At 47.9% G+C, this 14,364-nt stretch carries 8 protein-coding genes; 4 read left to right on the plus strand and 4 right to left on the minus strand.

Features of this window, described 5'->3' with window-relative positions; translation table 11 throughout:
* Window positions 1-38: 38 nt before the first annotated feature.
* From AABK39_RS21155 to AABK39_RS21165, 3 genes are all read left to right on the plus strand, one after another.
* Window positions 39-983 (plus strand): FecR family protein, encoded by a 945-nt coding sequence (locus tag AABK39_RS21155; RefSeq protein ID WP_338395229.1) that lies wholly within the window; start codon window positions 39-41, stop codon window positions 981-983.
* A 95-nt stretch (window positions 984-1,078) separates the two neighbouring features.
* Window positions 1,079-3,670 (plus strand): TonB-dependent receptor, encoded by a 2,592-nt coding sequence (locus AABK39_RS21160; protein WP_338395230.1) that lies wholly within the window; start codon window positions 1,079-1,081, stop codon window positions 3,668-3,670.
* Between the two features lie 23 nt (window positions 3,671-3,693).
* Window positions 3,694-4,620 carry a DUF4249 domain-containing protein gene (locus AABK39_RS21165; RefSeq protein ID WP_338395231.1) on the plus strand — a complete coding sequence of 309 codons (927 nt, stop codon included), beginning with the start codon at window positions 3,694-3,696 and terminating at the stop codon, window positions 4,618-4,620.
* Window positions 4,621-4,698: 78 nt separating this feature from the next.
* Here the strand turns inward: AABK39_RS21165 and AABK39_RS21170 are convergent, their stop codons facing one another.
* Both AABK39_RS21170 and AABK39_RS21175 read right to left on the minus strand, forming a co-directional pair.
* Complete coding sequence (locus AABK39_RS21170) at window positions 4,699-5,793, minus strand: alkaline phosphatase family protein (RefSeq protein WP_338395232.1); 1,095 nt, start codon at window positions 5,791-5,793, stop codon at window positions 4,699-4,701.
* Between the two features lie 42 nt (window positions 5,794-5,835).
* Window positions 5,836-9,072, minus strand: coding sequence for a glycoside hydrolase family 2 TIM barrel-domain containing protein (locus AABK39_RS21175; protein WP_338395233.1), 3,237 nt, complete (start codon window positions 9,070-9,072; stop codon window positions 5,836-5,838).
* Window positions 9,073-9,433: 361 nt separating this feature from the next.
* Here AABK39_RS21175 and AABK39_RS21180 point away from each other — a divergent pair, with 361 nt between their 5' ends.
* Window positions 9,434-10,312, plus strand: coding sequence for an AraC family transcriptional regulator (locus AABK39_RS21180; RefSeq protein WP_338395234.1), 879 nt, complete (start codon window positions 9,434-9,436; stop codon window positions 10,310-10,312).
* 148 nt (window positions 10,313-10,460) lie between these two features.
* On the opposite strand, the gene arsB is transcribed toward AABK39_RS21180, so the two are convergent.
* Together arsB and AABK39_RS21190 are read right to left on the minus strand one after the other, a co-directional pair.
* A complete protein-coding gene (gene arsB / locus AABK39_RS21185; protein WP_338395235.1) occupies window positions 10,461-11,507 on the minus strand; it encodes an ACR3 family arsenite efflux transporter in 1,047 nt (348 codons plus the stop codon).
* A 214-nt stretch (window positions 11,508-11,721) separates the two neighbouring features.
* Window positions 11,722-14,154, minus strand: coding sequence for a hypothetical protein (locus tag AABK39_RS21190; RefSeq protein WP_338395236.1), 2,433 nt, complete (start codon window positions 14,152-14,154; stop codon window positions 11,722-11,724).
* Between the last annotated feature and the right edge of the window lie 210 nt (window positions 14,155-14,364).

Below are 14,364 nucleotides of genomic sequence, written 5' to 3' on the forward strand. Positions count from 1 at the left end.
TTGTCCTAATACCAAACAGCCTTTAAACATGACTTCTGATGAAATTACCGTTTGACACCGAAATTTTGCTCCGCTATGTGCGGAACGTTTCCGACAGCTCGGAGCGGGAGATGGTGACACGCTGGTTGGAAGAAGACGAGGAGAACAGGGAATTCCTGAAACGCTTCGAAAGCTTTTGGAACGCTTTGGGAACCGAGAAGTCCGCCCGTACCGTAGACGTCGACGGGGCTTGGGCGGAAGTGTCCGGGAAACTCAATGGAGCCAAACAAAGGAACCTGTTCCCTTGGCGATGGGCCGTGGCGGCCTGCGTTGCCTTGGTCGCCGGGTTCGGCGCTTACCAGTATTGGGAACGGACAAGCTGGACCGAATACGTGGCTACGGACATGCAAAAAGAAATCGTTTTGCCTGACCAATCCAGAGTTTCCCTGAATTATCATTCCAAAATCGCATATCGAGGGAGCGATGACAAAAGGGAAGTCAGGGTGGAAGGCGAGGCATATTTCGAAGTGCAAAGGGACACCGAAAAACCGTTTCGCATTACGGCCAACGAGGCCAAAGTGGAAGTATTGGGAACGAAGTTCAACGTAACCGCCTACTCTGGCGATAGCCTGATAAACGTCCAAGTGACGGAAGGGCTTGTGGGATTTGCTCCTGAAAAAGGCTTATACGCAAAACTGCCCAAAGGGCAAGAGGCTGTCTTCAACCGCAACAGCAACAATCTGGCGGTCAACGAGTCGATGGACCCAAACGCCTTGTCGTGGATGAGCAAAAAGCTCGTGTTCGAAGACACACCGTTACCCGAAGTATTACGTTCGGTTTCCTTAACCTACGGTATAAGACTTAGCGCCGATCCTTCGTTATACAAAAGGACTTTGAACGCGCGCTTTGATAATAAGCCGAAGGAGGAAGTGCTTTCCGTTATCGCCGCGCTGTTGGGCGCTAATCTGGAAGAAAGCCCAGAGGGCTACCGTTATGTAAAGTGATCGGTACAGGTCCGAGTCCGGAATGTCATGTAGAAAGGCTGTGATGTGGGGAATTTTCCCCGTGACATTTGAGCGACTAACCGGAGATCATAATTATGGGATCTATAAGAATCTTAATTCTGTTTCTGACGCTATGCCTGGCTTTCGGCCAATCGATGGCGCAGGGAAACGGATTTCAATTGGAGAAAAAAATATCGTTAGGGAAACAGAAAGTGACTTTTGTGGAACTGACGGAAGGGTTGCGCAAACAGGGCATAACCGTAGCGTATAGCAAAGAGGCGCTACAAGGAACCGGAAGTTTCAGCTTCGATTCCGGCACGCCGACGCTAAAGGAAGTCCTCGACGCACTGGACAGTAAACAAGGCATAAGTTATCGGGCGGAAGGAAATACCCTGATGCTTTTGCCGGAAAATAAAAAAGGGAAGAAACGGAGAATCCACCAAGGCAAGGTAATACTTAGGGGCAAAGTAAAAGACACCGCTACGGGCGAAGCCCTCATCGGCGCCACGATCTTTGTCAAGGAATTGGGCACAGGAGCCACTAGCAACAATTACGGACACTACGCCCTTTCGCTTCCCACCGGTCAATATACTTTGCGGATACGTTATATCGGCTATGAGATTTTAGACAAAAAAATCGACATACAAGCCAATACCGTTCTGGATTTTTCCCTAAAGCCTTCTCATCAGTCCCTTGATCTGATAAAAGTGGAAGCCGAAAGGGAAGGAAAAATATTGGACACCGAAGACGGTCACGCCATAAAAATGACCACCGCCAGCATCAAGCAAATTCCCACGGTAACAGGCGACCCGGACATTCTGCAAAGTATCCAGCAACTACCCGGCGTCAGCAGCGCACACGAGGGAACCACCAATATTTCCGTACGGGGCGGGTCTTTCGACCAAAACCTTATCTTGCTTGACGAGGCTTCGATTTACAACCCGTCGCACACTCTGGGCCTCTATTCGGTCATTAATACGGACGCGGTCAATAGCGCCGACTTTTACAAGGGCTATATTCCGGCCCGTTTCGGCGGGCGACTATCCTCCGTCATCGATGTACGGATGCGTGAGGGTAATCGCGAAAAGTACGGGGCCGACCTTACCGTAGGCCTGCTCTCAAGCCGGTTGGCCCTGGAAGGCCCCATCGGCGATGATCGCACCTCGTTTCTGGTTACGGGCCGATACAGTTACGCAGGGCAAATCGCCAATTTGGCGTCCTCCATTGGTGACGGGCTGGGTTTCAGTGAGCTTTCCGATCAATTCGACAGTGGAAACGAAGTGGATTTCTATGATTTGAACGCAAAAATCAATCACCGGCTCAACGACAGGAACCACCTTTACCTTTCGGCCTACACCGGTCACGACCGCTTCTATTACCGTGCCCTTGACGACGATCTGAACATGGAATGGGGCAACCGCGCACTGACCTTTCGTTGGAACAATGTGATCAACGACAAACTATTCGCAAACTACAGCCTTATCCATAGCCGATACAGCTATTCGTATTTCGTCCGTGACGACAGCCGTTATTACGAATGGTCCGCCGGACTAAGCGAGTACAAAGCCAAAGCCGACTTCGACTGGGCAGCGAGCCCCAAACATAACGTGAAATTCGGAGCCGAGCTGGAATATCTGGATTTTGACCCCGGGAATATTGATCCCCGTACCGAGACTTCGAACACCATTTCCGTAAAACTCCCGAAGAGCCGAGCCAACACTTGGGCCGTTTACGCCGAAGACCAATGGGAATTGACAGACAAACTCCGCCTACGCTACGGATTACGTGTCTCGGGAATGAAAAATATGGAGGGAAACAAAACCAGCTACGTTTATCCCGAACCGCGTTTGGCTCTGAATTATGATTTTGACAAAAACAGAAGCCTGCTGTTCTCCTACGGACGAAACACGCAGTATATGCACCTGATATCGAATTCGTCTTTGGGTATGCCCACCGATGTCTGGATCACCTCAACGGACAGAACCAAGCCCCAAACCGCCGACCAAATTACGGCCGGATACAGGCACGCTTTTAAGGATTGCCCTTATCTGATAGAGATTCAGGCTTATTATAAAAGAATGCGGAACGTAATCGATTTCAAGGACAATGCGGATTTCTTTCTGAACGAAAATATCGAGAATGAGATTCTGGCCGGAGACGCCCTTGGTTACGGTTTAGAGATTTTGGCCCAAAAACGTTACGGCAAATTACAGGCTTGGATATCTTACACCCTGTCGAAAGCCGAAAGGGAAATCGAGGGCGTCAATAACGGCAACCCCTACCCGGCCCGTTACGATCGTCTCCACAACCTTAAAGCGAACTTGACTTACCAACTGGGCGAGCATTGGTCATTCTCGTCGAACTTCGCGTACGCCACAGGAGCGCCAGTTACCGTTCCCGTGGGCAGATACACCTATCACGGAGCCTCGTTTATCCAATACAGCGAACGCAACGGGTATCGTCTGCCAGCCTTCCACCGCCTGGACTTCTTGTTTACCTATAAGAAACCCGCCGGGAAAAGAGGCATCAGATCCGAATGGAACTTCGGGCTTTACAATGCCTATGGGCGCAAAAACGTTTTCAGCGTATTTGTAAAACAGGACCTCTACGACCTCAACGTACAACGCCCGCAAAAGGTCTACCTATTCAGTTTTGTTCCGACTGTTTCCTACCGAGTAACGATTTGACAATTCATCAAAAAAGCCCCGACATGAAATATCTCAGCTATATATTATACCTGCCGGCCCTGATTATTTTCGGCGCCTGCACCGAAGAGTTTGAATTCGAAATAGACGAATCCGATTCCAAAACGGTAATCGAAGCCCAACTTACTGATCTTGCCCAACCGCAAAAGGTCAGAATAACCAAATTAGCCCCGGATTTGGGTGAAACTACTTACGACGGCAGTGGCAACGACAAACAAACACCAGTAAGCGGAGCAACGGTAAGCATTACGGACGAAGAGGGAAACGTACACGTGTTCGCCCCACAAACGGAACAATACTCAGGAAAATTCGAAGGCTATTATGTCAATGAGGATTTCCATGGGGAAAAAGGAAAAAGATACACGCTAAAAGTAATTGACGGGGACAAAGTATACACCGCTTCCGAAACTATGCCTGCGGTTCCCGTAATCGATGCCATTGAAATACGCAGAAGACAAAGCGAAATACCAGGAAAAAGCGACCAATACGTACCTTATATCTCATTTGACAACCCCAAGACCAAAGATTTTTTCCGCTTCGCGATGTACTCGCTTAGCAAATACGCCGACGGAAGAGTAGACGAACAAGGCAGTAACCGCATTTGGGAATATTCCATCCTTTCGGACAGATTCCTGCCTGAAAGAGTAAACAATCTTGCCGTGAACGACGGCCAATCGCCGGACGGAAAAAATTTCTATCCCGGAAGCCCCGGCAACACCGTTAGGGTATATATGAGCTCTATTACCGAAGGGGCCTTCGCATTTTACGAATCCTTGGTCAACCAATTCGATAACGACGGCGGAATCATATCCCCCGCGCCCGCATCAGCTCCAACCAATATCTCAGGTGGCGCCATCGGATACTTTATAGTCGCCTCTTCGACTTACAAGGACGTTACCGTACCCGACGAGCAACCCTACTCACAGGAATAAGTCCTAATCTGCTGTAAACCCCTTTTCCAAAAAAGGAAAAGGGGAACTTAAAAAATAGGGTTGATCACCTTACTTGTTTTATTTTAAAATCGTCTGGATTTCTTTTCCTACGGCATTATCTGTCGCCCTAAGATCCAATCCAAGCAATGTGGCTATAGTCTGGGCCACTTGGTCTTGGTAATACTGTCCCGTTGTGATCTCGCCAAGCGCTTGGGTATCCGGACCGATTGCCGCTATCCAAATCTCGCCAGACTTCGGGATAGAATGTCCATGGCTAGTCCATTCGCTTTGAAGTCCTCGGCCATGATCGGTGGTAATAATCAAAGTCGTTTTCCCCCTGTATTTCGGGTGATTTTGGACATAATTCCAAAGCTCCTTGATATTAGCGTCCGTTTGATGGGCGGCATTGAGATATGCCTCGTAATTACCGGCGTGTCCGTAATTATCAGTCTCCCCGTATGCGACATAAAGGAATCTGGGCTTGTCTTTTTTCAAAGTCTCCATGGCAAAACCGTGAGTCAAGGCATCAAATCTTGTGTCTCCCGTGATACCCGGAATCTGATCGATCATTCCGTTTAGGCAATGTTCTACCTTGGTTGTCTTACCCTTGGCTTTACGAAAACCGGCGTTGACATAAAGTCCAGCCCTCTCTTCGTTAATAATATACGGAAACGCGTCCCACGACCCGAACGCCGCTACTTTTCCGCTCAGCTTTTTGCTACGGTTAGCCAATCCGATAATAGTTTCGTTCGGGTTATTAATCTTCTTGTTGCTGTATATTCGTTTATCGTCTGCTTTTCCCGAAAGGATCTCGCTATATCCGGGAAAGGAAATCCTCATCGTGTTTACGCAGTCCACATTCGAGCCTTTTGTCCGGTTGCCGTACAACTGTCCCTTTTGCGCTATCGTAGACCAGAAAAACGGCATCAGGATTTTGCGTCGTTCCGTGGGGCTGTCACGCCAATACGATTTTTTAGTCTCGTCAATATGCTTTACATATTTTTTGTCATTGATCAACTCAGCCTCGGCACCTTCGAACAATTCCTGCCAACGGAGGCCGTCAAGGGTAACAAGAACAACATTTTCGGTTTTGAATTGCGAAAAAGCCGACGAGCTTAGGCCAAAGCACGCAAGCAGTATCAGGATGATTTGTTTGTGATTTAAATTGCTCATAAAAATTATCGCATTAGTATGAAATAAATATAAAAGGCCGTTCTACTCCTTCACCAACACCACACGGGTTATCATCAGGTTCGGACCTGTTTCGGATTTGGTTTTAAGAATCAGTTTTCCGTCGTTACTATCCTCCCGCATCACGTGGAATTTGACCCAACGGCCTTTGCCGGAATGTTTGCCAAGGGTCCTTTTTCTACCTTCAAAAGTCAGGGAACCCGTCCGGGAAACGTTGTTCCAATCCTGAAAATGGACATACAAACTTCCCAACATCCCTTCGGGACAATTAATCCTGAGGCTTATGTCTTTTCCGTGCCAAGCGGTTTTGATTCCTTCTTTCCAAAGTCCCTCAACTTCTGGCAAATAAGAATCAGGCGCACCTATCGTCACCGCATCCCGTTTTCTATCCCAAGACAGGTTCTTTTTCTCCACAGCAAGGTTTCCGCCCGCGTTCACGTACAGCAAGGCGTTCTTGAATCGCTCGGCCAGTTCGGGGCTTTCCGGTAGATCAGGATCAGGAAACATCCGTTTGAGTTCCGCCACGTCCATTCGTCGGCTCGGCGAAAACTTCGGCGAACGCATATAACGCAAAAGACTATACTTCAATTGGCGCGACACAGGATTGAAAGCTCCGATATCATATCCGCTGACCAGTAATTTCCCTTTGCCTACGGCGAGCTCGAAGATGGATCCGATTTTATTGTTCCGATGAAAATCATCAACCGGCTGGGCGATAGGTTTATAATCAGCGGGAAGGTGATTGAGGAAAAACCCCTTTGCGGATTCGCTAATCATCTCCCATTGCCAATCGCTGTGAAACGATGTGGGGAAATCCGAAAAGGCTGGATGGTGATCCCGCAACAGCAATCCTATATTCGTTTTTCCTTGGCCCGGGAAAAAAGTCAGTGACCAGTACAAAGGATAAAATTGCGCCTTGACCGAATTTGCCTCATCACCTAATCTGTGAGCGTCCAGCAGTACATTTCCGCCCGCTCGCAATACTTCTAGCGCCTTCGTGTCCAAACGATCGGTAACATGTATTTTATTTGTTTCCGTAGCCGGAAGTGTATGAGGATAAACCCAAATATCCCACTGGTTTTGGAATCGTGTTCCTTCAAGCTTAAGGCTTACGGTCAATTTTTCGGCTTGTTCAATCTTCTTCAACGGCACTGAAATATCACCCAGATCCGTTACCGTGCCCGGAGCAAACGTCTTTGTGCCAAACGTTCCTTTAGCGACCAAAGCGCCTTTGCCGTCCTGAATCCGCCAAGCGCATTCATTACGTAAACTTCCATCGCCATGATAAGACAACTGCGCTTTCGCCCGGAAAATCTCGTCGTTTTCCCAAACGAATTTTTTCATTCTCAGTAAGGGTACGGCCGTATCGAAATGTTCCCGAAAATTCTCCGGCTTTATGATTCCCTTACTGTCCCAAAAAGCGTCGAGCCAACCGATCAAAGCCTCGCCCTGCCCCTGATAGTCCTGCATACTCAAGAGCTGAACACCGGCGCAACTCGGCGTTCTTAGGAACGATTCCGTCTCGTATTTATACATAATTTGGTTAAGCGCTCCCGAGGCCTTGGCAAAATCCTCGTCTTGGTCTTCCACTCCGTTTTTTCTCGCCTGTTCCCGAAATGACTCGAAGTTTCTGGCTTTTAACACACCCGTATATTTCCCTATTTCCGACCACCGTGGATACACTGGCCACTGACCGATCTCGTGCGCGATGATCGGAATATTCATCTTCGAATATACCGAATCAAAATCCCAGTCAGTATGCGGGCCGTTCAGCCCCCTTGTCCGGCCAATGCCTTGTATGTAATGCGTAGCGTTATAGTCATCAACTTCGGTAATCGTTCTGGCGGTGGACAATGCGTAAAGCCTTCCAGGATACTTCTTTTTGAGCCTGTCCACCCATTCGCCCATCACTTCGAAGTTAGAATTTCCCAATTCATTCCCGATGCAGAACATGGCGAAAGAGGGATGGTTGCCATAGGCATTCACTATCCGATTCATTTCGGCTATAACAAATCTGTCTCTGGTTTTGTCATAGCCCAAGCCTTTCGGGTGTCCTTTCGTATCCATCTCGGGACGGCCTTTCGCTTTCATGTCCACCGACATCCACCAATCGATCCATATCGACGCTTCGGCCTGAATGTAGATCCCCACTCTGTTCGCAGCCTTAAAAGCGGCCTCCGGCGGACACCAAGAATGAAAACGGACATGGTTCAGCCCATGCGATTTATAAATCTTAAAAATGCGTTCCCAATCATCCAGCTCACAAGAAGCGTAACCGGTCAAAGGAAAATGAACACAATCGAGATTGCCCCGAAGGAAAACCGGCTGACCGTTCACCGTTACCTTTGTGCCGTCGTGACTGATTTCCCTATGACCGAATTCGGTACTGTAGCTGTCAGAATATCCGCCCGATTCCAATTCAGCGGTCAGCTCATAAACTTCGGGGGTAAATTCGCTCCATTTTTTCAGTCGCCCCTTAAGGGGAATAGAAAGCTCAAAATCCGCCGTGTCTCCCTTTGTCGAGATTCTTTTCCTGCCTCTTAGCGCTATTCTACCGGTTTTGACAGACGCGATTTTGTATCGGAAAAGTCCTTTCCCTCTTTGTCCCGCTAACACTTCGGTTTTAAGCTTCAGTTCATCCTTGGAAATACTTGACGAAATTTTCAGAGAAAGAATCCGGATCGGGTCATAAGCCTTCATCTCCATCCGCCCGACAATGCCGTTCCAAATACTCTGCGTGTATTCGCCATAAGCGTGGCCCTTATCACCGATATTGTGGATCAAGCCATTATCAACCATAACGCTAAGCCTGTGCTTGCCCGGCGACAATTTCCCTAATCTATGGATATGGGGCGTTCCCAGAGCGTCTTGTCTGCTTAATTCCTTTCCGTCAACCGCCACGACGGATTCCCAAAGAACCCGCTCCAAAAAGATCTCCACAGACTTATCGGCCCACGTTTCCGGTATTTCGATCTCCCGGCTATACCGCACCTTACCGATATATTTAAATTCAGGGGTTAAAACGCCATAATCCGAACCCTCTGTCCTGATTCCGTATCCATTTTCGGCCAACGAGCCCGGTAGATTTATCTCCCCCGACAGTTTATAAGACGACGCTGTATCCAAAACAGGCTTTTCCAGCTGGACTTGCCAATCTCCCGAAAGGTTAATAGTGTCTTGGGCCATAGCCGGAAAACCTGTAACAAACAGATACACCGTCACTAACCAAAATACCCGTATACATTTTCTATAGTCAATCATCTCAAAAACACTTAAAAAATAAAACAGGAAGGACACCCCTGCGTCCTTTTGAAATGTCTGGCCTAAGGATCCTACCACAACCTCAAGCTCATTCGTTTTCCGTTTTTCAAAGTACAAGCTTTCCATGAAAACGAAACATAGCCGATTTATCGAAATACATGGACAATCTTATTGCAAAGCATTAAAGGCAAAAAAGAAATTCAAGTCCCTGAAAACGGATCATCGCTTATCAAGCCGTTTTTCAAACAATAATGTCTCCTAATCTTTTTTCTCTACCTTTATGCTTCTCAACAAATGCCCATGAGGCTACCTGAGGGCTTTTTATATTAAAAAAAGGAAAAGGTCACTAATAATCATCGTTATGATGAAACGTGAAGGCTTCGAAGGCCAAAGAGCTATCATACTGCCTGACTCTGTGATAGAAGAGTTACAGGACAATCCTTTGACCAGAAGCATATATTTAACAGATATCGGGTATTATCCCAGAGCGAAGTTTCATTACAGAATTCGTGAAAAAGGTTGCGGGCAGTACATCCTGATCCATTGTGTGCATGGCGAGGGGTGGTTTTCGGTAAATGGAGTTCGGTCTCAAATTTCCTCAGGGCAATATTTTATAGTGCCAAGAGGGGAAGCGCATGCCTACGGTGCATCCGAACACCGGCCTTGGACCATCTATTGGGTACACTTTACAGGAGATTTGGCCCATCATTTCGGCCAAAGGTCAGGTAGGGTTTTGCCGGCGCCTCCCGTCGCCACTATGGGAACGGACGAACGCTTACGCCTTTTTGAAGAAGTATTCCGTAATCTGGAGATGGGTTATAGCCTTGACAATCTCAATTACGCCAATATTTGCCTTCAACACTTTTTGGCCTCATACCGCTACTCCAGCCAATTTCAGAAGGCCCAAGCCGATAATGGAGAGAACATGACCGATAAGGTGATTCGCCATATGAAAGAAGTCTTGCCCGAAAGCGTCTCTTTGGATGATTTGGCTCACCTTTCGGGCCTGTCCAGCTCGCATTTTTCTTTGGTTTTTCGCAAAAAAACAGGACGCTCGCCGATGGATTATCTGGCAAATCTGCGTATTCAGAAAGCTTGCCAGCTACTGGACCATACCGACAAGAAAATCAAGGAAATAGCCATGGCCGTCGGATATCCCGATCCGTTTTATTTTTCGAGGATTTTCAAAAAAACCATGGGAATTACTCCCGGCGGATACCGTAAACAACCTAAGGGCTAGGCTCCTCCTCCTTTATCTGTCGCACTGTGAAAAAGAAACAATAACAATCCTCGTAACATTCTCAAACAAAGGGCAAAGAGTACAAAGTAAAGAGTCCGAACGGGTTTCCTTCACGCTACACTCTGTACCCTTTTCCCCACAAGGGTTCCTATTTTTTTTCAGAACGGTATTGCCATTTCTTGGCCATTGAGACAAGGTGCAACATAATTGGTACTTCGATCAAAACGCCCACTACAGTAGCCAAGGCCGCCCCTGAATTAAGACCGAACAAAGCGATGGCCACCGCCACGGCAAGTTCGAAGAAGTTACTGGCCCCAATCATGGCCGACGGCGCGGTGATTTTATAATTCAGCTTCAGACATTTCTTTCCTCCAAACCAAGTGATAAAGAAGATAAAGTACGTTTGTAGAGCCAGCGGAATGGCGATCAGAAGGATATTGAACGGGTTTTCGAGAATGGTTTTTCCCTGAAAAGCGAACAATAAGACCAAAGTAGACAACAACGCCACGATGGACACCGGCTTTAGCTTCGCCAAGAAGACCTCCTTAAACCAAGTTTCTCCTTTCGATTTAATCAACAAACGGTTGGTGATAAAACCGGCCACCAAAGGGATAACCACAAACACGACCACCGACGTGACCAAGGTATCATAAGGAATCTCAATATTGGTCACGCCCAACAGGAAGCCCACTATCGGCACGAAAGCTATCAGAAGAATCAGGTCATTTACCGCTACCTGCACCAGGGTGTAGTTGGCGTCGCCGTCTGAGAGGTAAGACCACACGAATACCATGGCCGTACATGGCGCGGCGCCCAAGAGGATGGCCCCGGCAATGTACTCCTGCGCCTGTTCCGGACTGAGCCAAGCGCTGTAAAGATTGTCAAAAAACAGCCAGGCGAAAAAGGCCATACTGAAGGGTTTGACCAGCCAATTGGCCACAAACGTCAGGGAAAGTCCCTTGAACTGTTGGCCCGCGTCTTTGATGGCCGAAAAGTCGATCTGCACCATCATAGGATAGATCATCAGCCAGATCAGAATAGCCACCGGAATATTGACTCCGTAAAGGCTCATCTCGCTCAGACCCTGTATCTGGTCATAAAGCTGGCTACCCAAGCCGATTCCCGCCACAATGCAGATTATCACCCACACAGTCAGATATCTTTCGAAGAACCCAATCTGTTTTTTCTCTTCCATTTCCTTATTCTTAATATATTCGAAGCTCAACCACTATTATATCGCAATATTACGATTAATAGTATTTCAATGCGACAGGTTTTCGAAAAAAAGTTACTCTCTCCAATCATTCCTATGTATTTGGGAGTAGAAAAATATTACAGAAATAACAATAGCACTGGTTACAAAGCAGGAAATCCCACCTTAACAACGACAACAACCTTGTCCAACATTATTACGCTGGACTTGGGGGAACCATCTCTCCGCCTTCCAACGGTGCCGAAGGCTTTGCAAAGCCCAAAATCTTTTGCAAATCAAAAATACTCTGCGCAAAACCCGGACATTCTCCGTCCACTATATTTTCTATAGTGCGCCAGTTTTCAAACATCATATCCATCTCGTGACCAAAAGTCATATAGCGCCATTTTTCAAGATAGTTGCGGATATTCGCCTGTTCGGAAATCTGCAATAGGCCTTCCGCCAAACCAAGACTATAAGGCCTAAGGTCAAGGACAAAAGGAGAGAAATACTTCTCGCAACCTACCGTAAAGCTTTTACAGAAGAGGTTGTCACCCACCTTGCCTTGCCGTAATTCCTTAATGAATCTGCTTACCAGTTTCGGATAATATTTTCTTACTATAGATTGGGCCAGAGCTAATTCTTGAGGGTGCTTAGCCGGTTCTTCCAAAGCTTCCTGAAATCCCTTATACGAACCCTTCTTGTCTTTTGGAATACTCGCCGTGGCCTCCGGATAATGCGTGCTGATAATGACCAACATATCAAAAAGGCAAACAGTCTGGTCTATCGCCGTCACTTTTGAGGATTGTGGCGAAGCGAACAGGTTTCCCGGATTCAAAACGGTCATGGCCCCATCACCGTTCCCCATCATAAGATTATAAGCCGCAAGCTCGCCGATAGCCCTTAGCCACGCGGGATTTTTATTGAGTAACAATGACATCAGGCCCGTACTTTCAATAAACTGCTGATGTATCGTGGTGCCGGGCACCCTCTCGCAAAGCATTCCCGTTACGGCTTGCGGATCGGCCAGGTTGTCGCTTACGGCCTGAACAAAAGCCTCGAACACGGGCTCCAACGTTGGCTGGGCTTTCAAGTCATAATACACCTGCGCCAAGTCGCCGTTGAGTGGGTGAAGGGCCTGACTACCCGGCGCCGTAACGTTACGCCCCAGCAATCTCACCAAATTATTGGCCAAGATTTCCTTCTCTATCCTTCCTACCCGAACTGCTCCTTTCTTTGAAAACTTGACTACGGCGTCGTGACCAGCGTTTCCGGTTAGCGTAAAAAGATTACTGCTCCGCCCAAATATGTTGGGGAATCCCATTTTCTGAAGTTGGGAGAATTTGAATTCGGGTTTCCCGAAAAAAACTTTGGCGAAGGCCTGAAGCCTTGGGTCCGACATAAACTCAACGGGAGGCTGCAACCCGAACCGTGCCTCGGGTACACCATAAGCCCCACGCAATCCGGATTCGGGGATATCCGAGGTTTCTAGGCCCAGGGAACTAAAACTGCTCACCATTTCCCTAACGTTCGGAGCCGCCTCACTTTCCTCCTGTTCATCCATATCAATATCGACATAGGTGTCATCATCCCGAAAAAGGAACCTTTGCTGAGCCCGATGAGGCATTCCCGCCTCGTCGCGCAATTTGGCGTCCAGTTCCGAAGTCAACACCTGCGTATACCTTTCCGACTGCTTTAGGTTACGGCTCATAAAGCGCCGTATCAGTTCTGCGAAAAGGTGGTATGGCGGATACGTCGCCAGTTTATCGTCACGTCTTGAAGCCCCTTCCGTAAAAGGACACCAAAAACGCGAAGCGCTCATATTTTTCGGAAAACACCAATGCCCTCCGGCGCCTCTCGAAGGTTTTTTGCTCTCCGGATGACACTCCGGAGCCCGCGAGTCGGGTTCCGCATCGAAGGGGAACAGCCAAAGTTTCAGGTGTAGCTGTTTGGTTACATGATGCCGGTAATCTTCCATCAGTGCCCAGCCCGTAGGCAAACGCATGAGCTGATAAGCCATGGCATTGACCAGCCCCCTGAAATCCTTTTCGTTTTTCTCACGAGTATTGGTGATATAGATCAGATGACCGCTAAACAGCTCATTGCGCAAAGCTATATGGTCCTCTTCCTTTTTCCCTTTATGAAACAACCTTTCCGGCGGTTTGGGCAAGCAAGTAGCTCCCAACCCCTCTTGGTGCATCTTCGTGAAAATCTTAACCCTCTCAGTGTGCGTCTCGGACAGCAGAATGCTAAAGGCGTCCGTAAATGCCTCGCCATAAAACGTTTTCTTCGCAACATAGCCCAATCCCGTCCATCGGTGCGCCAGATCCTCTATTTGATCCAAACACATAATCCTATCCACAAAATTCAGCCTCAACAACTCTTTCCGCTGTTTCTTGCCAAGCTTAGCGTAATCCTTCACATCCTCTTCCAAAACTGTATAAGCCCGCAACTGGTCATACACATGCGCAACCAATTCCTCCTCAAAAGCGTCCCTAGGAGCGCTACTGCCGTTGTTCAGTCCCGAAAAATTAGCCAAACTACGTCGCATAAGCTGTACCGGCGACTCCCACCGTCTCTCCATTCCCAAAGGCGGAGACAAAGCCTTTCCATTGCCCCGCCCGCCATTGGAGGGGGAAGCCTGAGCCAAAAGGCGCGATGTTTTGTCAAAAACAGGACTCAACGGCGACGGACTAAGTTTTACAGTTCGTTTGCACTACGCTATAGCTGAGCAAGCATGCGACCAAATCGGGTATTTCCTCCGGAACATATTATTTCCCCACATTGGGTATTAACAGATTAGGGTTCTTTCCGCAATAAAATGAAACAGGGTTTTTAGTATTGACACCCATTGCCTCTC

The sequence above is a fragment of the Fulvitalea axinellae genome (assembly GCF_036492835.1).
GTDB lineage: Bacteria > Bacteroidota > Bacteroidia > Cytophagales > Cyclobacteriaceae > Fulvitalea > Fulvitalea axinellae.

Excerpts from the sequence above, each read along its gene's own strand:
- AABK39_RS21175 (WP_338395233.1), bottom strand. The coding sequence starts at position 9,072 with ATGATTGACTATAGAAAATGTATACGGGTATTTTGGTTAGTGACGGTG.
- AABK39_RS21180 (WP_338395234.1), top strand. The coding sequence starts at position 9,434 with ATGATGAAACGTGAAGGCTTCGAAGGCCAAAGAGCTATCATACTGCCT.
- AABK39_RS21165 (WP_338395231.1), top strand. The coding sequence starts at position 3,694 with ATGAAATATCTCAGCTATATATTATACCTGCCGGCCCTGATTATTTTC.
- arsB (WP_338395235.1), bottom strand. The coding sequence starts at position 11,507 with ATGGAAGAGAAAAAACAGATTGGGTTCTTCGAAAGATATCTGACTGTG.
- AABK39_RS21170 (WP_338395232.1), bottom strand. The coding sequence starts at position 5,793 with ATGAGCAATTTAAATCACAAACAAATCATCCTGATACTGCTTGCGTGC.
- AABK39_RS21160 (WP_338395230.1), top strand. The coding sequence starts at position 1,079 with ATGGGATCTATAAGAATCTTAATTCTGTTTCTGACGCTATGCCTGGCT.
- AABK39_RS21155 (WP_338395229.1), top strand. The coding sequence starts at position 39 with ATGAAATTACCGTTTGACACCGAAATTTTGCTCCGCTATGTGCGGAAC.